This window comes from Mixta theicola (assembly GCF_002895925.1).
Classification (GTDB): domain Bacteria; phylum Pseudomonadota; class Gammaproteobacteria; order Enterobacterales; family Enterobacteriaceae; genus Mixta; species Mixta theicola.
Window position 1 is genome coordinate 108,119 of sequence record NZ_NWUO01000006.1, and the last position, 22,076, is coordinate 130,194.

Here is a 22,076-nt window from a genome sequence, read left to right on the forward strand (position 1 = left end):
GTAACCGTTAGCCACGCAGACAGCATACTCTGCTGTAGCCGATGGCTTACTTAAAGCCTGGCAGTAACGGCCTGTTTTTTCCGCTATTAACAGGATTAAAAGAAGGAAGCGGGATAACAAAGCGCCTGAGTCTGGCGCTTTGGGGGCAGTAACCTGAAGGAAGAAACGTTAGCGCCGTTAATCGGCAAAAAAGCACTGTTTTAGCGCCAGCTCGACGCCGCGCAGCTCGGCCAGCCCTTTAAGGCGACCAATGGCAGAGTAGCCGGGGTTGGTTTGTTTATGCAGATCGTCCAGCATTTGATGACCGTGATCGGGACGCATGGGAATAGCGCGTGCCTGGCCGACACGGCGGCGGCGCTGCTCTTCTGCCAGAATCACCTTAATCACGCCGACCATATCCACGTCGCCTGTCAGATGCGCGGCCTCATGAAAGCTGTTGGGGTTTTCTTCGCGCTGCGTGGCGCGCAGGTGGATAAAATGGATGCGGTCGGCATAGGTTTTTGCCATCCGCACCAGGTTATTATCGGCGCGCACGCCGTAAGAGCCGGTGCAAAAAGTGAAACCGTTATGTCGGCTGCTGACCGTCTCGGTTAACCATTGCATATCTTCCTCGGTAGAAATAATGCGCGGCAGGCCAAGAATAGGGCGCGGCGGATCGTCCGGGTGTACCGCCAGCATAATGCCGACTTCTTCCGCCACCGGCACGATAGCGCGCAGGAACGTCGCCATATGTTCGCGCAGGCGCGCCTTATCAATGCCGTCATACTGCGACAGCTGCGCCTGAAACTGTTCCAGCGTATAGCCTTCTTCCGCGCCGGGCAGCCCGGCGATAATGTTGCGCGTCAGCGTGGCGATCGCTTCCGGCGTCATTGCGGCATAGTAATCGGCCGCACGACGCTGCTCTTCTTCGCTGTACGTTTCCTGAGCGCCGGGACGCTGCAGAATATGCAATTCAAAAGCGGCGAAAGCGACGGCGTCAAAGCGCAGGGCGCGCGCGCCGTCAGGCAACAGCCAGCCCAGATCGGTGCGCGTCCAGTCAAGCACCGGCATAAAGTTATAACAGACGGTATCAATGCCGCAGGCGGCCAGATTACGCAGCGACTGCTGATAGTTAGCGATATAACGCTGCCAGTCGCCGCGCTGGGTTTTAATCGCTTCATGTACCGGAACGCTCTCCACCACCGACCAGTAAAGCCCTTTTTCCGCCAGCTGCGCCTGTCGCGCTTTGATTTCATCTGTCGTCCAGATTTCACCATTCGGAATGTGATGCAGAGCGGTAACAATGCCGGTAGCGCCCGCCTGCCTGGCATCATCCAGCGTGACGGGATCGTTAGGGCCATACCAGCGCCAGGTGTGTTCCATAAGCTCTCCTGTATTCAATTTTTCACGGAACGGCGGGTCAAAACAGCCGGCCAGCCGGTTAACGCAGGGGCCATTGGTCAGGCCGCTGGGCCAGAATAGGGCAGTTTTTTGCCTGAAAGAGTGACGTTTATCGCATTATCAGGCGAAGCGCCCGATAAAATAGGGTGCATTCAGAGCCTTTCCCACCAGGCTATTTTATTTGTCATTTTGAATCTGGGCAGTACCCGGAATCCTCACGTACCTGGTGTACGCTCCGGTTCCTGCGTGCTGTCCAAATCCAAACTGGCTGCAACAATAACGCCTCGTGAAACGGACTTTAAAGCAGCGTTAACCGGTTAGAGAGAATATTTATGACCCTACCCGCCATCAAAACCGAGCGGCTTTACCGGCAAATTTCCAGCCTGCTAAGCGCGGCGATCGCGCGCGGCGAGTTTGCCCCCGGTACGCTGCTGCCGCCGGAACGTGAACTGGCCAGGCAGCTTAACGTCAGCCGTTCGTCAGTGCGTGAAGCGCTGATTGCGCTGGAAGTTACCGGCTGGGTGGAGATCCGTAGCGGGAACGGCGTGCTGGTGGCTAACCCGCTGCCAGGCCAGCCGCCAGAACCCGTGGATACCTTTAGCCTGCGCGATCTGATTAAAGCACGTCAGGCGTTTGAAGCGATGACCGCTGAACTGGCGGCGCGTCACGGTACGGCAGAACAGCGGCGTGAGCTACTCGACGTTGCTCATCAGCTGGCGCAGCATGCGGTTAATGACGACGCCTTTTTGCGCCAGGATAAACGCTTTCATCTGCTGATCAGCGAAATGACCGGAAATGACGTGTTGCGGGAGATGATGGAGCAGCTGTGGAACCGACGTAAAAGCCAGCGCTTTGTACGGCTGGAGAGCCACTTTGCCGATCGGGATTTTCCACAGGCGCTAAACCATGATCATCAGCTGATTGCCAACGCCATCGTGCAGCAGAATCCGCAGCTTGCCCGCGACAGTATGGCGCTGCATTTGCAGCATGTTTACGATCATCTGTTTGATACCTAGCCGTTAACGCTTCAGCGGCGGCCGACCATTACCCAACAAAATAGCCAGCTTGCTGCCGCCCGGCGTGGTTTCCATCAGGATTTTGCAGACGCTGGTCAGCGGCACTGACAGCAGCATCCCCACCGGGCCGAGTAGCCAGCCCCAAAAAATTAACGACAGAAACACCACCAGCGTCGATAAGCCGAGGCCGCGTCCCATAACGCGCGGCTCCAGCATATTGCCAAATACCATATGAATGGCGCTAAACAGCGCGGCCACCAGCAGCGCATCATAGAAATCATTCAGGACCAGCGTCTGAATGAAAGGCGGGACCCCGGCGATAATCGGCCCGATATTAGGGATAAAGTTCAGGGCAAAAGCGACCACGCCCCAAAACAGCGCGAACTGCACGTCCAACAGCAGCAAGGTTATCCAGACGGTAAGGCCGGTAATCAGGCTGATCAGGGTTTTTAACGCCAGGTAATGAGTCACCCCTTTCAGCGCCTTGTGCAGGCCGGCGATGCGAATCTGTGGATTAACCAGCGCGTTACGCAGTTTATAGGGCAGATGGCGCACCTCAAACAGCATGAAGATGACCGTCATGATCAGCAGGACAAAGTTGCTCATCGCCCCGGAGAACTGCCGTAGCACGGTTGTCGCCACGTTCATAATGGCGTTGGGATCGAGCTGTTCCGCCAGCGCACGGGAAGAAACGGGAATATGCAGCCGCCCGGCGTAATGCTGAATCACGGTAAGCTTCTGCTCAAGAATGGTGCGTATTTGCGGATAAACCAGGGAAAACTCATTCACCGAGCTGGCCAGCATGGCGACCAGCATCAAAATAACCAGCAGCATCACCACCATAACCAGCGTAATCGCCCAGCTGCGTCTCAGGCCGCGTCGCATCAAGATGTTGACCAGCGGATTGAGGATTATCGCCAGAAAGATTGCCAACAGAAAAGGAACGATAATATCTGCTGCCGCCCGGATCCCCGCCAGAATGACCACCAGCGTTGCCATTTTGAGCAACATATTTTGCCCCATTTTTTCCTGCTGCGGTGCGAGCATAATTTTCCCGGTAAATAATTTCAGCACAGCAATTGTAGCTGCTGACAATGGCTAACGAACCGATCATTTTCACTAACCTGCGTATAGTAAGAACTTAGCCGGTTAATGATTGCCCGTAACGAGAAAAACATTATGTCTGGACAGCCTGAGACGGAAGCCGCTCCAGGCGCTTTTCGTCTGAATCAGCGGATTCTCTCGATAGTCGCTTTCAACTTTGCCAGCTATCTAACCATCGGGCTGCCGCTGGCGGTATTGCCCGGCTACGTTCATGACGTCATGGGTTATAGCGCGTTTTGGGCGGGACTGGTGATTAGCCTGCAATATCTTTCTACGCTGCTCAGCCGCCCCCACGCCGGTCGTTATGCTGATTTATGGGGGCCGAAAAAAGTGGTGATTTTTGGCCTGTTCGGCTGCCTGCTTAGCGGTATTTGTTACGCACTGGCCGCCCTTAGCGCCGGCTGGCCGTTAATAAGCCTGGCGTTTATGGATCTGTCGTTGGGTATTACCGGGCCCGTAGCCGGTTTTATCATGAGCTATGCGGAAGTGTCGGTTATCTATCTGCTGAGCGGCCTGCTGGTTTGCCTGGCGCTGCTGCTAACGTGGCGAATGCGCCAGCGGCCCGACGTGGCGCCATAAAAAAGGCCTCCAACGAAGGCCAAAAAATGCAAAGACACAAATAACAGATAACTTCTGTAGTACAGTGCCGGCCTTAAGCCTGCAACAGTTCAATGCTTTGACGGATTTCACGTTCAATATCCGCCTCGCTCCAGTTCGCCAAATCCGACGAAAAAGGCTCAAAAGCGTAAACGCCGCGATAGCCCATCTGCTCAAGGCGTTGTACCTGCGTTACGCTGTTCAGCACATCGCCGTTGCTGAGCATAATACGTTCTTCATCGGTCAGCTCCGCTGTTGGCCGCGAATCTTCTACGCCGGAGAGATGAACCAGCCCGATGCGATCTATATCAATACCGGTCGCAAATTCCTGCTCGGCCTGCTCATATAAGTGATGATGGAAAGTATCGATCAGCACGTTAAAGGGAACCTGCGCATCGCGGATCAGCGTCTGGGTTTGGACGGCAGAGCGCAGCGAACTTTGCGGAAAGCCCAGCGGCTCCACCAGGCCTTTAACGCCATACTGCTCAAACAGCGGCGCGAGCTTTTGCAGCGCGGCGATGGTTTTTTCTGCAGCGATCGGCTGGCCATCGTTTAACGGGCAAAGCACCAGCGCGCCTGCGCCAATCGCCTGCGCCTCTTTCAATAGCGCTTCCGCCTGCGCCAGCAGCGCGTCATCCATTCGGTTAAAGGGATAAAGCGCGTTGATGGTAACAATCTCCATGCCGTACTGCTGCGCCAGCGCTTTTACCTGCTGATGGCTCAGGTTATCGGTCACCTTGCCGCTGGGCATGTCGTTGCGCAATTCCACCTTATTCAGGCCAAGCCGCTGAACCAGTTTGAAAAACGACTCAATACTGAGGCCAGGCGCGATTTTGCGGTTGATACAGAAACGGGTGGGATCGATGGCCATGATGTGCTCCTGCAAAACGTTAAATAAAAGCCGACGCGGTTACGTGCCGGGCGGTTAGCATAAAGAGAACATTTATTTCAAAAAGATGAAATAATGAAATTATAGTTTTTGGATCTGCTTCGCAAAAATTTCATTTTGCATTCGGGTGAACACAGTAAAGGGGCTTAAGGCCCTGGGCGAGCAGTGATCCAGCATGTGTGATAACAGCGTATTGATGGGCTTAGATGACTGAAACGGCTCCGTTACGTTACCGAAAAAATGCGATCTATCCCACTAAAAATGAATTTTCCAGCTTTAACTATTTGAAAAATTTATTTCAATACAATAGGGTCAATGCACAGAAACGGGCTAAATTCCGATAGCCGATGGCGAAGCGAAACGGGCCGTCCGGCAGGGACCACCACATCAATGAGGCATGAACATGAATATCGTTGGAAACTTTATTGGCGGCAAAATCACCCATAGCGCCAGCAATGAAACTATTCCGGTTTACGATCCTGCTACCGGTAAAGTGGTGCGCGAGCTAACGCAAAGCACGGCGGATGAGGTTGCGCAGGCGATAGAAGTAGCGCATAACGCGTTCCCGGAGTGGTCTAAAACCTCTCCGCTGCGCCGTGCGCGCGTCATGTTCAATTTCAAAATGCTGTTGGAAAAGCACCGCGATGAACTGGCAGAACTGATCGTCAGCGAGCACGGTAAGGTGTGGTCGGATGCGCTGGGCGAGCTTACGCGAGGCATGGAGGTGGTGGAGTTCGCTTGCGGCATCCCGCATCTGATTAAAGGGGAATACTCGCCGAACGTCGGCACCGGCGTTGATAGCTATTCGCTGATGCAGCCGCTGGGCGTAGTAGCGGGCATTACGCCGTTTAACTTCCCGGCGATGGTGCCGATGTGGATGTTCCCAATCGCGCTGGTCTGCGGCAATACCTTTGTATTGAAGCCGCCCGCGCTTGATCCTTCCGCTGCCGTGCGCATGGCTGAGCTGTTGAGCGAAGCCGGACTGCCGGATGGCGTGTTCAACGTGGTGCACTGCTCTAATGAAGATGCCGAACAGCTGTATACCGACAGCCGCGTGCAGGCGGTCAGCTTCGTGGGCTCGTCGGGCGTGGCGGAGCATATCTATAAAACCGCCAGCGCTTACGGCAAGCGCGTCCAGGCGTTCGGCGCGGCCAAAAACCATGCCATCGTCATGCCGGATGCCGATCTGGATGCTACCGTAAATGCCATTATGGGCGGCGCTTACGGCTCTGCGGGCGAACGCTGCATGGCGCTGCCGGTCGTGGTAGCGGTCGGCGATGATACCGCCGATAAACTGATTGCGCGTCTGACGCCGCTGGTAAAAGCGCTGCGCGTAGGGCCGGGCATGCAAAAAGGCAGTGAAGAAAATGAAATGGGGCCGGTGGTTTCTGCCGTCCATCAGAAGAAGGTACTGGGCTATATCGATAAAGGCGTAGCGGAAGGGGCTGCGCTGGTGGTTGACGGACGTAATTTCCAGGTGCCGGGTCACGCAGAAGGCTACTACGTTGGCGGCACGCTGTTCGATCACGTCACCACGGACATGGTTATCTGGCGCGAAGAGATTTTCGGACCGGTGTTGGGCATTATGCGCGCGCCTGATTACCAGAGCGCGCTGGCGCTGGTGAACAGCCATGAATTTGGCAACGGCAGCGCCATCTTTACCAGCAACGGCCACACCGCCCGTGATTTTGTACAAAACGTAGAGGCTGGCATGGTCGGCGTAAACGTTCCGGTGCCGGTGCCGATGGCTTTCCATAGCTTTGGCGGCTGGAAGCGTTCGGTATTTGGTGCGCTTAACGTTCATGGCCCGGACGGCGTGCGCTTCTATACGCGAATGAAAACCGCAACGGCACGCTGGCCGAGCGGCCAACAGACGGTATCCGAGTTCAGTATGCCAACGTTGGGCTAAGGCTAACTACCTGACAAGGGGGAACGTATGTCTTTGCTTGCGAAACCTCAGCCGCCTGATGCCAACGGGCGTATCCAGCATATCACTCCAGAAAGCGCCGGCTGGCGCTTTGTTGGTTTTGATGTCTGTCTGCTGAAAAAAGGACAAACCCTGACGCTGGAAAGCGGGGATAAGGAGCTGTGCCTGGTGCTGGTTGCCGGGCTGGCATCGGTGAAAACGCAACATGCGGAGTTCCCTGGCATCGGCAAACGCCAGTCGCCTTTCGAGCGCACGCCGCCTTACTCTGTTTATGTGCCGCATCACGATCGCGTTGAGGTGGTCGCTGATTCCGATCTGGAGCTGGCGGTATGCAGCGCTCCGGGGCAGGGCAATCTGCCGGCGCGTCTGATTGCGCCACAGGATGTAGGCGTTGAACATCGCGGTAAAGGGCGCAACAAGCGGCTGGTGCATAATATCCTGCCGGACGATAAGCCTGCCGACAGCCTGCTGGTGGTAGAAGTTTATACCGATGAGGGCGACTCCAGTTCTTATCCCAGCCACAAGCATGACCAGGAAGATTCACCGGATGAAACCTACCTGGAAGAAACCTACTACCATCGCTTTCAGCCGGAGCAGGGCTTCGCCATGCAGCGCGTCTATACCGACGATCGTTCGCTGGACGAATGTATGGCTCCCTATAATCGCGACGTAGTTATGGTGCCGCGCGGCTACCACCCGGTTGCCACGCTTGCCGGTTACGATAACTATTATCTGAACGTGATGGCCGGGCCGGTGCGGAAGTGGAAATTTACCTGGGAGAAAGATCATGCCTGGGTTAACAGCGACAGCTATCCTGCTAAAGAGCAATAACAGAAAAAAGCAGCCGCACGGGCTGCTTTTTACTATCAGGATGTAACGCAGAGCTACTCTTTGGCATTGCTTAACGCCAGCGATACCGCCAGCGTCTGGGCCAGGCAGAGAGAGGCGACCTGGGAACGGAAACCGTCCACCTGCGCCTCGCGCACCACAAAGCAGACATCGCTGAAGGCGGCCAGCGGGCTAACCTGGCTATCGGTAATGGCTATTTGCTGCGCGCCGCGTCGGGCTCCCATCTCTACCAGCTCTACCCCTTCACGCGCGTAAGGCGAATAGCTGATGGCAATCACCACATCTTTAGGATTCACCAGGCTGAGCTGCTCGGTGAACATGCCGCCCAAACCGTCGATAAGAAAAGCGCGGCGTTCCAGATGGCGCAGGGCGTAAGTCAGATAAGAAGCCACGCTAAAGGAGCGGCGCAGGCCAATAACATAAATGTTTTCAGCCTTATTAAGCATCTCCACCGCTTTATTAAGCTGCTCAGGGTTGGTCTGCATAGCCAGCTGCTGTAGGGCCTGAGAATTCACCATAGTGAACACATTCAGGATTTCCGCCGGGTTTTCCGGGGAGGCGGCAGCCTCGTCGGTCGCCGTTTGTCGGAACAGCCGTGCCCGCTCGGTATAGTTAACCGTTTCCTCCATCAAATGCTGGCGGAAAACCTGCTTCATTTCGTTAAAGCCGCTGAAGCCAAAAGCGTTCGAAAAGCGAATCAGCGTGGAAGGCGGGACGTCAGCCTGCTGGGCAATAGACGCGACGGTATCAAAAGCGATGCTGTTGCTGTTATCAAGTATATAGCGCGCGACCTGCTTCAGGCGCTTACTGAGCGTATCGTAACGACGACGAATGTCGTCCTGTAACAGGGAAAGCTGGGTAGGATTAGTTGTCATTACTTCGGCCTGCTAAAAATGATTGGCATTTTGCTGAGCGTTATTCTACCAGACGAATGGAAAATTTCATTTGAATCCCCGATTAGCACTCTTTATTTCATCGCAATATGAATTGACTCACAAAAAGTGGCGCTAAATACCTTACCTTTGGGCGATAAGAGAGCATAAAAGCCGGTAATTCAGCGTTATTTCGCCTTAAAAAATTAACGCCGCCGATATGCTGCATCGACGGCGTTACGCGATGGGAAATTAACTGGCCTGGCGTACCGGACGGGCTTCACGCCAGTAGCCGATTAGCGTCAGGTAGTTATTTTTCACCTGCTCAATCAGCTGGCTGTCGTTCAGCTCGCCCTGCAGCCACTGACGTGACGGCTGACCGAAAATGGTTCGGCCCACGGCGAAACCTTTCACCCACGGAGCCTGAGCCGCGTTGCGGAATCCCGCTTTCAGCTTATCTTCCGGCGCATCCAGCCCTAACAGCAGAATGCCCCGACACCACGGGTCCTGCTGCTCAATAATCGCGCCAAGCGCCTGCCAGCTTTCCAGCGACAGCGGAGGCAGTTTCCACCAGTCGGGCTGTACGCCAAGCCGGTAAAAATGCTGAATAATATCAAGGTAGTAACTTTCCTGACGATCCGGGTTATTTTCCGGCAGGATCACTTCCAGCAGCAGTTCATGGCCTGATTTATTACAGCCGCGCCAGACATCAAGAATCAGGGCGTCCTGCTGTTCGCGCAGTTCGGCATCATCATGCGGATGATAAAAGACCAGGCACTTCACGACATGCTCCTGCGGCCAGTCGATAAGCTGCGAGCCAATATTGCCATGCTCAAGGCGCAACGGACGCGAACCTGGTAATTCAATCGGCCGTCCGATCCACCAGCCTTTACCGGTAATCGCATTCAACGCCTGCTGTCCGTAGGTGGTATCGGCCAGGATGCCGCTGTGGTTTTCTAAGCCAGCCTCGGCGGCTGCCGCTTCAGCCGCCTGCAGCAGCAGCATTTTTAACTGCGGAATACGGGACGGATCGGCCCCGGCCTCCTGAGCCATATCAGACAGCTGTTTGCGGTGATCGAAGGCGAACACGCACAGCTCCTGCCAGTTCTGCTTCCGGGTGGTGACCCGATGCAGATGATTAAGCCGCACATCGCGGTCGGGACGTTTCACTTCGCTATCGCGGCTGAGATAATCGTCCAGCTCCGCTTTGGTCGGCATTGCCGGCGCGCAGCCGTGGCGTGACACCACCAGCGCGCCGCAGGCGTTGGCATAGCGACACGCCTGCTGCCAGCCTTCATCATTAAGCCAGCCGCGCAGCAGGCCGGACATAAAGGCATCGCCCGCGCCCAGCACGTTTAACACATCTACCCGCACGCCGCTTTGCAGCGTCGTTTGATCCCAGCTGTCTGGAATATCACCCTCAAAAACCACGCAGCCTAACGGGCCGCGCTTGCACACCAGCGTCGCTTTGCTGGCCTGCCGTACCGCTTTCAACGCCGTCAGCGTATCGGTGCTGCCGCCGGCAATATGAAATTCCTCTTCCGTTCCAACAATCAAATCAAAATAGTGCAGCACTTCCTGTAGCTGCCGGGTAACGCGTCCTGATTCGATAAAACGGGTTTCGCCATCGCCCAACGAAGTCAGCCCCCACAGCACCGGACGATAGTCAATATCCAGCGCCGTGCGCAGCCCGTGCCGCCGGGCTAGCTCCAGCGCTTTTAATACCGCCGCGCGCGTATCGGGATGGGAAAGATGGGTGCCGGTAACCGCGACCGCACGGGCAGAAGCAATATAATCTTCATCAATATCTTGCGGCGTCAGGCCCATATCCGCACAGTTATCGCGATAGAAAATTAACGGAAAAGTATCTTCATCTTTAATGCCCAATATCACCAGGCCGGTTAAACGGTTCTTATCGGTAAGCAAAAATTTGGTATCGACGCCCACGCGCTGCAGCTCTTCACGCAGGAAACGGCCATTATGCTCATCGCCGACGCGTGCCAGCATCGCTGATTTCAGGCCCTGAATGGCGGTGCCGTAAGCGACATTACCGGAGGAGCCGCCGAGATATTTAGCAAAGGTGCTGGTATCTTCCAGACGCGCACCGATTTGCTGACCGTAGAGGTCAACGGCAATACGGCCAATACAAATCACATCAAGCCGCTTCTGTTGTGTACTCATACCTGTTGTTTCCTTCTGTGATAAGCAGTCACTGTCGAGCGTCTCCAGAGATCTTGCGGGAAATCCCGCTAACCCGATCGCACCGGATCAACTGTATTGGCAGTATGGGGAATAAATATTCCAAAAACAATATGAAATGAAATTAACAACCCAAAACTGTGAAGCGGGTAAAAATCTCTCTGCTATTTGGCCACCGTTAAAACGCGCGTTACTGTAGTTCGAAGGGCGGAGTATTGCGGATTTATCGCGAATATTGAAGAAGTTAGGCTTGATGAAGAAATGGAATGGAATATTTGTTTTTGGCCTGGCCTTCTGCTGAAGTTTCAGTTCGCGCTGCAACCAAGCCGCTTTCCGGGCTGGCTGAACCTATTATTTGATCTCACTCGCAAAATGAAATGTTTCTTCTGTAATCGTATTTTATGAAAAAAATATTTGTTTATAATCGCCTCACGTTTCACTAATGAGCCGTCGGGCGATTCCCGTTTTGGTCGCCGACATATGCGAATTACGGCGCGCCCTGTTAACGGTTCCGCCACGGGTAAAGGATAAGCAAATGGGCAAGATCAGATTAACCACGGCACAGGCGCTGGTGAAATTTCTTGATAATCAGTACCTGTCCGTTGACGGGGTTGAAACTAAATTTGTTAAAGGCATCTTTGCAATTTTCGGTCACGGTAATGTGCTGGGGCTTGGCCAGGCGCTGGAACAGGATAGCGGCGATCTGGTCGTGCATCAGGGGCGTAACGAGCAGGGCATGGCGCATGCCGCTACCGGCTACGCCAGGCAGAAACTGCGCCGCGAAATCATTGCCTGCACCTCCTCCGTTGGCCCCGGCGCGGCCAATATGATTACCGCCGCCGCAACCGCAACGGCTAACCGCATTCCTCTGCTGTTGCTGCCTGGCGATGTGTTCGCCACGCGCCAGCCCGATCCGGTGCTGCAGCAAATTGAGCAGAGCCACGATCTGAGCCTGACTACCAACGATGCGTTTCGCGCCATCAGCAAATACTGGGATCGCGTGAGCCGTCCTGAACAGCTGATGTCCGCCTGCATCAATGCCATGCGCGTATTAACCGATCCGGCGGAAACCGGCGCGGTAACGCTATCGCTGCCGCAGGATGTACAGGGCGAAGCCTGGGATTATCCCGACTATTTCTTCCAGAAGCGCGTACACCGTTTAGATCGTCGTCCCGTCACCGAAGCGCAGCTGCAGGACGCGCTGGCGCTGTTGGCGCGTAAGCGTAAGCCGCTGATCGTCTGCGGCGGCGGCGTGAAATATTCCGGCGCTGGCGACGCGCTGCGCCAGTTTGCTGAGCAGCATCACATCCCCTTCGCAGAAACGCAGGCGGGGAAAGGCACGCTGATTTCCGATCACCCGCTGAACGTGGGCGGCGTTGGTGAAACCGGCTGCCTGGCGGCTAACCTACTGGCGAAAGAGGCCGATCTGGTGATTGGCGTCGGGACACGCTACACCGATTTCACCACCGCATCGAAATGGATATTCCAGCATCCTGACGTCAGCTTTCTCAACATTAACATCAGCAATTTTGACGCTTATAAGTTGGATGGCGTTCAGGTGGTTGCCGATGCCCGCGAAGCCTTAACCGCGCTGAATGAGCGTCTGACCGCGCAGGGCTTTAGCAGCGAGTGGGGCGCGAAAATCGAACAGACGCAAAGCAAACTGTTAAAGGAAACGCAACGCGTTTATCAGGTGGCGTACAGCGAAGAAAATTTTGTGCCGGAAATTGATGACAGCATCGATCGCGAGGCGCTGTTTGCCGAGTTCAACCGCCTGACGGGCTCCTTTCTGACCCAGAGCAGCGTGCTGGGCGCGCTGAATGAGCAGCTGCCGGAAGATGCGGTTATCGTCGCGGCGGCGGGCAGCCTGCCGGGCGATCTGCAGCGGGTCTGGCGCACCAGAGCGCCGAACGGCTACCACGTTGAATATGGCTACTCCTGCATGGGCTATGAAATCAACGCCGCGCTCGGCGTAAAGCTGGCTGAACCACAGCGTGAAGTCTATGCGCTGGTGGGCGACGGCTCTTTTATGATGCTGCATTCCGAGCTGGTGACCTCTATTCAGGAGAAAGCCAAAATTAACGTGGTGCTGTTCGACAATATGACCAACGGCTGCATCAATAACCTGCAGCTGGAACACGGCATGGACAGCTTTACCACCGAGTTCCGCTTTCGCGATAACGACAGCGGCAAGCTGGACGGCGGTTTTATCCCGGTTGATTTCGCCGCCATCGCCGCCGGCTACGGCTGTAAAACCTGGCGCGTTACCACGCTGGAAGAGCTAAGCCATGCGCTGGAAGCGGCGCGTAAAGAAACCGTATCAACCCTGATTGATGTGAAAGTGTTGCCTAAAACCATGGTGCATAAGTACTTCAGCTGGTGGCACGTAGGCGGCGCGCAGGTTTCGACCTCTGAGCGCATCGACGCCGTCGCTAAAATGCTGAACGAGCATATTGAGCAGGCGCGTAAATATTAATTAATAAAAATTTAGCCCTTAACTATCTGACATCTACCCTGACAGCGAATCTTGCCGGCCAGGCTGGCGGATTCGCGCTTACCCTGAATTCTGGAGATACCATGACTCTGAAACTTGGCGTTATCGGCACCGGCGCAATCGGCCAGGAACATATTCGTCGCTGCAGCAAAGTTCTGCAGGGAGCCACCGTAGTGGCGGTCTCTGATATTAATCTTGAGGGCGCGAAGGCGGCGCTGACGCGTCTTGGCCTGCAGGCGGAGGTTTATGCCAACGGTCACGACGTGGTGAATTCACCTGAGGTTGACGCGGTGCTGGTGACTTCATGGGATCCTACCCATGAAGAATATACCCTGGCCGCGATTGCCGCCGGCAAGCCGGTTTTCTGCGAAAAGCCGTTGGCCTTATCGGCTGAAGGCTGCCGTCGTATCGTTGATGCCGAAATAAAATTCGGCAAGCGTCTGGTGCAGGTTGGTTTTATGCGTCCTTACGATACGGGTTACCGTGCGCTGAAAAAAGTGATTACTGACGGTGAAATCGGCGAGCCGCTGATGCTGCATTGCGCGCACCGAAACCCAACGGTACCGGAAAGCTATACCACCGATATGGCTATCACCAACACCCTGATTCATGAACTGGATGTGCTGCGCTGGCTGACCAACGATGACTATAAAACCGTACAGGTTGTCTTCCCGCGCGTTACGTCAAAGAGCCATGCTCGCCTGAAAGATCCGCAGATCGTCCTGTTTGAAACCCAGAAGGGCATCCGCATCGACGTAGAAATCTTTGTTAACTGCGCCTACGGCTACGACATTCAGTGCGAAGTGGTTGGCGAAGAGGGCATTGCCAAACTGCCGGAACCTTCTGCGGTGCAGATGCGCAAAAGCGCCCAGCTTGCCACCTCCATTCTTACCGACTGGAAAGATCGCTTTATCGATGCCTATGACGTTGAGCTACAGGCTTTTATTAATGACGTCCGCAGCGGCAACCTGAGCGGCCCGTCAGCCTGGGATGGCTATGCCGCTTCGGTGGCCGCCGATGCCTGTCTGAAGGCGCAGAACAGCGGCGCTATCGAGCAGGTTGAACTGCCGCCGCGTCCGGCTTTTTACGATAAGGCTTAATTTCCCGTGCTCTTCCCGCCCCGGTGGGAAGAGCGCGCATCATGCACTGAGCAATCAGGGAGAAGGTTATGAAGATCGCTTTCGATGTGGATGTCATTAAAGATTTAGGCATCACAAAGATGGTTCATCAGGTGGCTGACTGGGGCTACAAATATATCGAACAGTCGCCGCATCCGCAGATTAACCCCTTTTATAAGCACCCGAAGGCCAGCCGGGAAATCATGACGGAGTATAAAAACGCGCTGAAAGCGACCGGCGTGGAAATCTCCTCGTTTATTGTGGTTTATCGCTGGTCAGGCCCGGATGAGCTGCGTCGCCAGGCGGCGGTCAAAAACTGGAAGCGCATGATTGAAATTGCGGTTGAGATGGGCGTGCAGGTGATCAATACCGAGCTATCCGGTACGCCGAACGAGCCGGAGATCTGCGAAGAGATGTTCTATCGCTCTATGGAAGAGCTGCTGCCGATCGTCGAGCGCGAAGGGATCCGCCTTGAAATCCAGTCGCATCCCTGGGACTTCTGCGAACGCAACAATGAAACCGCCGACATTGTTAAATCTTTCCGCAGCGAGAACGTTAAGTATGTCTACAGCGTGCCGCACACCTTTTTCTATGACAATGGTAAAGGCGATGTGAAAAGTATGCTGGAGTACGTTGGCGACGATCTGTCGCACGTGCTGATTGCCGATACCATGAATCACACCAAACACTGTCGCTATATCGTCAATCCGCCGGGCGTTGATGCCGCGGTGCATCAGCATGTCGGCGTGGGCGAAGGCGAGGTGGATTTCACCACGCTGTTTAAAACCCTGCGTGAAATGGACTTTGCCAGCCGTAGCTGGAAAGTCGGCGGCGAGTCGATTATTACGTCAGCGCTGTTTGGCTATCCGGAAAAGATGAAATACCAGGCGGTTGAGACGCGCGAGCTGATGGAGCGCGAACTGCTGGGTAAGCAGGGGGGTTAAGCTCCGCCGGAGCCTGACCGCATGACGGCTAAAGGCCGCCGTACCGAACAGAGAATTCATCATGAACAAAGATGACGTGAAGCTGGCGATTGCGCCGATTGGCTGGACCAACGACGATATGCCAGAGCTGGGGAAAGAGAATACCTTTCAGCAGACCGTAAGTGAAATGGCGCTGGCCGGCTTTAGCGGTAGCGAAGTCGGCAGCAAATATCCGCGCGATCCGACGGTGCTGAAGCCAATGCTGGAGATTCGCGGCATCCAGATCTGTAACGCCTGGTTCAGTACCTTCTTCGCCAACGGCGAAAAGGCGAAAACCATCGATGAGTTCATTAATCATATGAACTTTCTGCATACGATGGGGGCGAAAGTGATCGGCTGCTCTGAGCAAAGTAAAAGTATTCAGGGCACTTCGCTGGCGGTGTTCGATCAGAAGCCGGTATTTAGCGATGAAGAGTGGCGCTTAACCGTAGAAGGCTATAACGAGCTGGCGAAAATCGCGGCGGAAAAGGATATGCAGGTTTGCCTGCATCATCATATGGGCACCGGCATTCAAACGCCGGCTGAAATCGACCGTTTTCTGGCGTTAACCAACGACGACGTTTATCTGCTGTACGATACCGGCCATCTTTACTATTCAGAAAACAGCGAACAGGCGATGCTGGCGGTGCTGAAGAAACATCTGTCACGCATTAATCACGTTCACCTGAAGGATGTGCGTGATGAGGTGGTGGCGGAAGTGCGTAAGCAGCGGCTCTCTTTCCTTGATGGCGTTAAGCGCGGCACCTTTACCGTGCCCGGCGACGGCGTGATTGATTTTAAGCCGGTGTTTAAGCTGCTGGACGAAGCGGGCTATCGCGGCTGGATGGTGGTCGAAGCGGAGCAGGACCCGGCGCTGGCTAATCCGTTTGAATATGCGGTAAAAGCCCGCAAATATATTCGCGAAACCGCAGGAATTTAAGCTGGCCCTGGCGGCGGCACGGCAGCGCCCCGGTAGCGGTGCTGTTCTATACGGGCAGGCGCAGCCCTTATCCGTATTCAACCCGCTGGCTGGATGAATTTAACGACCCAGGGCTGGCACAAAAGCTCTACAGCGGTAGTTTTCCGCTCGTCGATGTCACGGTCATACCTGACGATGAGATCATGGGCCACCGCAGTATGGCAGCACTAACGCTGCTGCAAAAACACATTTACCGACGGGATCTGGCAGACCTGCTGGACAATCTGGCCATACTGTTGATGACAGAGCGCATGACAGTACAGCAGCTGGTTTCGCTGATAAACTATCTGGTACAGGTAGGCGAAACTTCAGACGCAGAGGCCTTTGTACGCGAACTGGCACAGCGGGTGCCGCAACATGAGAACGAACTGATGACCATCGCACAACAGCTTGAACAGAAAGGTATCGAGAAGGGCATCCAGCTCGGTGAACAACGCGGAATTGAAAAAGGTGAGCGCGAAGCAACATTTAAAATTGCCCGTACCATGTTGCAGAACGGCCTCGACCGCAACACCGTCATGAAAATGACAGGTCTGACGGAAGACGATCTGGCGCAAATCCGCCATTGATCCCTTGCTTTACCTTTCCTGCCAGCCACAACGATTAAACAGCTTCGCTACACCTGCCGCATTATTTTGCAGATGCGCCATCAGCGAGTTGGCCTGCCTGAAGCTGACAAATAAAAACGCCGTCAGAGAGTGACGGCGCTTTTTTATGTCAGGCTTTGCCCGGCTTATTTTAGCGTAATGGTGTTGATCACGTTTTCAGCCTGCGTCTGCGCCTGCTGCTGATTATCAGCCGGCAGGGTAATTTGCAGCGTCAGCAGTTTGCCTTCGACCTTAGCTAATATCACTGAGGACCAGGCGGTTTGGTTATTGGCGGAAATCACCGTGTCCAGCTGCTGAGCCGCTTCACCTTTCAGGCTAATCGCCTTGTTGGTAACAACCTGAAGCTGCGGATCGCGGTTGCGCTGCTGCTGCTCCAGACGCTGAGCCAGTACGTCCAGCCCTTCATTCGTCGCGTCGCCGTCAATGACGATAATGGCGCGCTGGCCGCTTTCGTCCGCGTAAACGTGCATATTGTTGGCCTGCGTGCCCAGCTTGCCGCTTTTATCCGACATGCCGGCGGGCAAATTAAAGCTCAGCTTGCCATCCATTAATGTCACGGTCTGCACTGAGGTGCTGGCGCTGGCGCCGTTATCGTCCGCCGTGGCCTTATCCTGCCGATCGCAAGCGGCCAGACCCACTACCAGTAAACCTATTCCAAGATATTTCGTAAGTTGACGCATCAGGTTCCCTTTTATCTATTTGCCTGGCAATACAAGGCGTAATACAAACTGAATCAGCGCCCAAAAGCAACCAATCGTGTGTCACGATCTTAGACGCGCTGACGCCAGCTTGCTATTGCCGCTTAGCCGAAATTGTATTGCGCTCGCTGCGAGCGTTCCGCCAGGCGCTTAAGCGCCGCGTTAAGCAGCACGCCATAGGCTGGCAAAAAGAAAACCATACAGATTAAGAGTTTAAAGCTGTAATCCACCAGGGCGATTTCCACCCAGTGCTGAGCCATAAAGGCATCCGTACTCTTATAAAAGGCGATAAAGAAAAAGGCGATGGTATCGCTGATATTACCTAAAAACATGGCGCAGGCGGGCGCAATCCACCACTGCGGCAGCTGACGCAGGCGGTTAAAAACGTGTACGTCCAAAACCTGTCCCAGCGCATAGGCCATAAAGCTGGCGCAGGCGATACGGGCAACGAACAGGTTTACCTCTTCCAGCGCGCCCAGGCCTTGCCAGCTGCCGTTATAAAACAGCGAAGAGACGCCGTAGGAAATAAACAGCGCCGGAACCATGACCGATAAAATAATGCGACGGGCCAGCGGCGCGCCAAAAATACGCACGGTCAGATCGGTAGCCAGAAAGATAAACGGAAAGCTGAAGGCGCCCCAGGTGGTATGGAAGCCAAAAACGGAAATTGGAAGCTGTACCAGATAGTTACTGGAGGAGATAACCAGAATATGAAACAGAGAAAGCCAGACAAGCGCATGCTTCCGCTGGCGCGGTGTAAAGGAGATCATAATTTACCTTTTTACGTTGGGGTGAGGGAACCCATTGTTTAACTCGTGTAAAGCGGCGGCATCTTACCGCGTTGTTATCGCATTGCAATGGTTAATTTTAACGCAAACGTTCACCTTTAGCCGACCGCTTGCGCAACAGGATGCCGGGGGTAGAATAGGACGCAACAGAATTCTGCTATTGAGACAATGATGAGCGATCTATTCGACAACCCCGATCAAACCCTGGATGCGCTTGGGCTGCGCTGTCCGGAACCCGTAATGATGGTGCGCAAAACCGTGCGTCATATGCAGGACGGGGAAACGCTATTGATTATTGCCGACGATCCGGCGACCACCCGTGATATTCCGGGCTTCTGCCGCTTTATGGAACATACGCTGGTGGCGCAGGAAACGGCTGAAAAGCCCTACCGCTATCTGCTGCGTAAGGGCCTTTCCTGACGGTCAGAAGAACAGCTTCGCCAGCTCAGCGCCCGGCTCGGCGGCGCGCATAAAGGCTTCGCCAACCAGGAAGTTATTGACGCCCGCCTGACGTAACCGCTGAACATCCTGTACGCTGGCAATGCCCGATTCGGTCACCACCAGACGATCAGACGGCAGCTGCGTCAGCAGGCCAAGCGTGGTATCGATTGAGGTTTCAAAGCTGCGCAGGTTGCGGTTGTTAATCCCAATCAACGGCGTCGTGAGGTTCAGCGCCCGCTCCAGCTCATTGCCGTCATGTACTTCAACCAGTACCGCCATGCCCAGCTGATGCGCGCACGCTTCCAGCTCCTGCATTTGGCTATCTTCCAGCGCGGCGACAATTAACAGAATACAGTCGGCGCCCATCGCCCGTGCTTGTGCAACCTGCCAGCTATCAATCATAAAATCCTTACGCAGTACCGGCAGCGAACAGGCGGCGCGCGCCTGCTGCAAATAGTGCTCGCTGCCCTGGAAAAACTGCGCATCGGTTAAGACGGAAAGGCAGGCCGCGCCGCCCTGCTGATAGCTTTGGGCAATATCGGCGGGATTAAAATCAGCGCGGATCAGGCCTTTAGACGGGCTGGCTTTTTTGACCTCGGCGATAACGCCCGGTTTGTCCTGCTGATTATGCTGACGCAGCGCCGCGATAAAATCACGCCGGGTCTGCTGCTGCGCGCGCTCATGCAGCGCGCTAAGCGAGGACGCACGTTTTGCCGCGCCGATTTCCTCGCGCTTCACCGCCAGGATTTTATTTAAAATGTCAGACATAAGGCGCCTCCTTAACTGATGTTATGGCCCGGCCCACACCGGCCGACAGGATGTTTTAATGTTTTCCCGCGCCGGGCGCAAGCGCTCAGCGCTGGCGCAGCAGGCGTAATGCATTGGCGGTGACCAGCGCGGTAGCGCCGCTGTCCGCCAGTACTGCCAGCCACAGGCCGGTCAGACCCAACAGCGTCGTGACCAGCAGCAGCGCTTTCAGCCCAAGCGCGATAGCGATATTTTGGCGAATATTGCGCCGGGTCGCGCGCGACAGGCGAATCATCGCGGCTAACCCGGATAAGCGGTTATGCGTTAAGGCGGCGTCAGCCGTTTCCAGCGCCACGTCGCTGCCGCTGCCCATCGCAATCCCCAGCGTTGCCGCTTTCATCGCTGGCGCATCGTTAATGCCATCGCCAACCATCGCCACCGGCTGAGCCTGGCTTAGCTGTCGGATCGCCGCGACTTTATCGGCGGGCAACAGGCCCGCCCGATAATCCAGGCCGATCTCTGCGGCGATAGCGGCGGCGGCGCGTGGGTTATCACCGGTCAGCATCAGGGCGTTGACCCCAAGCTGTTGCAGCTCAGCCAGCGCCGAACGAACATCGTCCCGTAGCGTATCGCGCAGGGCCAGCAGGCCAAGCGGCTGCTGCTCCCGGTAAACCACCACCACCGTTTTGCCTGCGCTTTCCAGCTGGTTAATCCGCGCCGCCAGCGCTTCCGTCAGGCCCGGCAGAGGCGCTGATAATAACCAGCGCTGTCCGTTGATTTGCGCTTCGATGCCGCGCCCTGGCAGCACGCGCCGATCCTGCGCCTGCGGCAGCGGCTGATTTAACCGCCGGGCCTGCGCGACAATCGCCAGCGCCAGCGGATGCGTCGCGCCCTGTTCTACCGCTGCGGCATGCAGCAGCAGCTGCGTATGATCAATATCGGTAAGCGGGATCATATCGGTCAGCTCTGGCTTGCCTATGGTCAGAGTGCCGGTTTTATCGAAGGCCAGCAGACGGATGCCGCCCAGTTTTTCCAGCGCCGCGCCGCCTTTAATCAGCGCGCCGCGTCGGGCTGCTGCGGCCAGGCCAGAGGTAATCGCGGCTGGCGTAGAGATAACCAACGCGCAGGGACAGCCGATCAATAACAGCGTCAGCCCTTTATAAATCCACGTTTGCCAGTCGGCGGCCAGCAGCAAAGGCGGCAGCAGGGCGACCAGCAGCGCCAGCAGTATAACCAGCGGCGTGTAGATACGGCTGAAACGATCGAGAAAGCGCTCAAGCGGCGCACGATGCGTCTCGGCCTGCTCAATCAGCTGCAGAATCCGGTCAATGGCGCTTTCACCCGGTTTGGAAATCACCGCCAGCCTGACCTGCCGATCGATACTGATACAGCCTGCAGAAATAACCGCATCCTGCTGGTGCTCCGCCGGAATGGATTCGCCGGTTAATGCGCTTTCATCAAAGCTGGCAAAAGGCGAAAGCAGCCGCGCGTCGGCAGGCAGACGTTCCCCCGCCGCAACCTCGATAATATCGCCGGGACGCAGCATACTGGCAGCGATCTCTTCCCGCTGTTCATTACGCACGCGCACCGCTTTATCCGGCTTGAGCGCCATCAGTGCGGTAATGCCGCGCCGCGCACGGTTGGCGGCGATGCCCTCCAGCCGCTCGCCCAGCAGAAACAGCAGCAGCACCATTGCCGCCTCTGCGCTGGCGCCGATAAACAGCGCGCCGACCGCCGCAACCGTCATTAAGGTTTCGATAGCGAAAGGGCTGCCGCTGCGTGTCAGTTTCCAGGCTTTACGGCTTATCGGCCACAGCCCGGCCAGCGTGGTAAGAATAAACGCCGCCTGGCCCAACGTTGGCCCGATAAAATGCAGCAGCCAGCTCGCCAGCATCAGCAGGCCTGGTGCTAATAGCAGGCGATTTTCCTGCCAGAACCCTGCCGGTTTTTCGGCGGGAGCAGACTTATCCTGCAGGCGAAAACCGGCCTGCTTAACCGCCTGTTCCACTTCGGCTTTGATATTTCCGTCTGCGTTAACCAACAGCGTTTGCGTGGCGAACAGCACCTGCACTTCGCGTACGCCGGTCAGCGCGCTGACCGCTTTCTCCACTTTGCGCGCGCAGCTGGGGCAGTCCATCCCGTTGATGATCCAGCGATAGTGACATCCCGTCAGGGAAGGTTGCGCTGGCGTGAAAAGCGGGCTGGCGCCATCAGCGTCCTGTTGGCAGGCTGGCGAGACCGACGACGGAGAAAGGGTAAAGCGTCCCGCCGGCAGCGGGGCTGTTCCCTGCGCGCCGTTAAGGCGGAGTGCGGCCCTGGAAGGTCCGGGACCGCAGGAAGAAGGTTTGCTCATTGCGCCTCCTGGATTATGCAGCAAATGAAGATAGCTGCATCCTACACTCTGGAGC

At 55.6% G+C, this 22,076-nt stretch carries 17 protein-coding genes and 2 pseudogenes; 10 read left to right on the forward strand and 9 right to left on the reverse strand.

The genetic code is table 11. From position 1 onward, the window contains the following. Positions 1–177: 177 nt before the first annotated feature. Positions 178–1,362, reverse strand: coding sequence for a mannonate dehydratase (gene uxuA, locus COO59_RS09850; protein WP_103059629.1), 1,185 nt, complete (start codon positions 1,360–1,362; stop codon positions 178–180). A 350-nt stretch (positions 1,363–1,712) separates the two neighbouring features. On the opposite strand from uxuA, the gene COO59_RS09855 reads away from it, so the two are divergent. Next, positions 1,713–2,396, forward strand: a complete 684-nt coding sequence (locus tag COO59_RS09855) for a FadR/GntR family transcriptional regulator (protein ID WP_103059630.1) — start codon at positions 1,713–1,715, stop codon at positions 2,394–2,396. A 3-nt stretch (positions 2,397–2,399) separates the two neighbouring features. On the opposite strand, the gene COO59_RS09860 is transcribed toward COO59_RS09855, so the two are convergent. Beyond that, complete coding sequence (locus tag COO59_RS09860; RefSeq protein ID WP_103059775.1) at positions 2,400–3,443, reverse strand: AI-2E family transporter; 1,044 nt, start codon at positions 3,441–3,443, stop codon at positions 2,400–2,402. 132 nt (positions 3,444–3,575) lie between these two features. On the opposite strand from COO59_RS09860, the pseudogene COO59_RS09865 reads away from it, so the two are divergent. Beyond that, positions 3,576–3,953: pseudogene (locus COO59_RS09865) on the forward strand (MFS transporter); the annotation flags it as partial. A gap of 199 nt (positions 3,954–4,152) precedes the next feature. Here COO59_RS09865 and COO59_RS09870 read toward each other — a convergent pair. Next, entirely contained in the window at positions 4,153–4,968 is an 816-nt protein-coding gene (locus COO59_RS09870; protein WP_103059631.1) for a TIM barrel protein, read from the reverse strand. A gap of 421 nt (positions 4,969–5,389) precedes the next feature. Here COO59_RS09870 and COO59_RS09875 point away from each other — a divergent pair, with 421 nt between their 5' ends. Together COO59_RS09875 and iolB are read left to right on the forward strand one after the other, a co-directional pair. Next, a complete protein-coding gene (locus tag COO59_RS09875) occupies positions 5,390–6,895 on the forward strand; it encodes a CoA-acylating methylmalonate-semialdehyde dehydrogenase (protein ID WP_103059632.1) in 1,506 nt (501 codons plus the stop codon). A gap of 27 nt (positions 6,896–6,922) precedes the next feature. Further along, on the forward strand, positions 6,923–7,744 hold the full coding sequence (iolB, locus tag COO59_RS09880) for a 5-deoxy-glucuronate isomerase (RefSeq protein WP_103059633.1): 822 nt from the start codon (positions 6,923–6,925) through the stop codon (positions 7,742–7,744). A 53-nt stretch (positions 7,745–7,797) separates the two neighbouring features. On the opposite strand, the gene COO59_RS09885 is transcribed toward iolB, so the two are convergent. Together COO59_RS09885 and COO59_RS09890 are read right to left on the reverse strand one after the other, a co-directional pair. After that, positions 7,798–8,637 (reverse strand): MurR/RpiR family transcriptional regulator, encoded by an 840-nt coding sequence (locus COO59_RS09885; protein WP_103059634.1) that lies wholly within the window; start codon positions 8,635–8,637, stop codon positions 7,798–7,800. A 249-nt stretch (positions 8,638–8,886) separates the two neighbouring features. Next, positions 8,887–10,815 (reverse strand): bifunctional 5-dehydro-2-deoxygluconokinase/5-dehydro-2-deoxyphosphogluconate aldolase, encoded by a 1,929-nt coding sequence (locus COO59_RS09890; protein ID WP_103059635.1) that lies wholly within the window; start codon positions 10,813–10,815, stop codon positions 8,887–8,889. 553 nt (positions 10,816–11,368) lie between these two features. Here COO59_RS09890 and iolD point away from each other — a divergent pair. The 5 genes and pseudogenes from iolD to COO59_RS09915 all read left to right on the forward strand — a co-directional run. Next, positions 11,369–13,309: a 3D-(3,5/4)-trihydroxycyclohexane-1,2-dione acylhydrolase (decyclizing) gene (iolD, locus tag COO59_RS09895; protein ID WP_103059636.1), complete on the forward strand. Its 1,941-nt coding sequence runs from the start codon at positions 11,369–11,371 to the stop codon at positions 13,307–13,309. A 101-nt stretch (positions 13,310–13,410) separates the two neighbouring features. Next, complete coding sequence (iolG, locus tag COO59_RS09900) at positions 13,411–14,427, forward strand: bifunctional inositol 2-dehydrogenase/D-chiro-inositol 1-dehydrogenase (protein ID WP_103059637.1); 1,017 nt, start codon at positions 13,411–13,413, stop codon at positions 14,425–14,427. 68 nt (positions 14,428–14,495) lie between these two features. Then, positions 14,496–15,389: a sugar phosphate isomerase/epimerase family protein gene (locus tag COO59_RS09905; protein WP_103059638.1), complete on the forward strand. Its 894-nt coding sequence runs from the start codon at positions 14,496–14,498 to the stop codon at positions 15,387–15,389. Between the two features lie 61 nt (positions 15,390–15,450). Continuing rightward, positions 15,451–16,347 carry a myo-inosose-2 dehydratase gene (gene iolE / locus COO59_RS09910; protein WP_103059639.1) on the forward strand — a complete coding sequence of 299 codons (897 nt, stop codon included), beginning with the start codon at positions 15,451–15,453 and terminating at the stop codon, positions 16,345–16,347. Positions 16,348–16,379: 32 nt separating this feature from the next. After that, positions 16,380–16,955 (forward strand): annotated as a pseudogene (locus COO59_RS09915) (Rpn family recombination-promoting nuclease/putative transposase); the annotation flags it as partial. Between the two features lie 164 nt (positions 16,956–17,119). On the opposite strand, the gene COO59_RS09920 reads toward COO59_RS09915, so the two are convergent. Both COO59_RS09920 and COO59_RS09925 read right to left on the reverse strand, forming a co-directional pair. Continuing rightward, the gene (locus COO59_RS09920) at positions 17,120–17,674 is read right to left on the reverse strand and encodes a DcrB family lipoprotein (RefSeq protein WP_103059640.1); all 555 of its coding nucleotides are present in this window, start codon (positions 17,672–17,674) and stop codon (positions 17,120–17,122) included. A gap of 122 nt (positions 17,675–17,796) precedes the next feature. Then, positions 17,797–18,462, reverse strand: coding sequence for a 7-cyano-7-deazaguanine/7-aminomethyl-7-deazaguanine transporter (locus tag COO59_RS09925; protein WP_103059641.1), 666 nt, complete (start codon positions 18,460–18,462; stop codon positions 17,797–17,799). Positions 18,463–18,651: 189 nt separating this feature from the next. Here COO59_RS09925 and tusA point away from each other — a divergent pair, with 189 nt between their 5' ends. Next, on the forward strand, positions 18,652–18,900 hold the full coding sequence (tusA, locus tag COO59_RS09930) for a sulfurtransferase TusA (RefSeq protein WP_103059642.1): 249 nt from the start codon (positions 18,652–18,654) through the stop codon (positions 18,898–18,900). Between the two features lie 3 nt (positions 18,901–18,903). Here tusA and trpC read toward each other — a convergent pair whose 3' ends face one another. Then, complete coding sequence (trpC, locus tag COO59_RS09935; protein WP_103059643.1) at positions 18,904–19,689, reverse strand: indole-3-glycerol phosphate synthase TrpC; 786 nt, start codon at positions 19,687–19,689, stop codon at positions 18,904–18,906. Between the two features lie 85 nt (positions 19,690–19,774). Further along, positions 19,775–22,021, reverse strand: coding sequence for a zinc/cadmium/mercury/lead-transporting ATPase (locus COO59_RS09940; protein WP_103059644.1), 2,247 nt, complete (start codon positions 22,019–22,021; stop codon positions 19,775–19,777). Between the last annotated feature and the right edge of the window lie 55 nt (positions 22,022–22,076).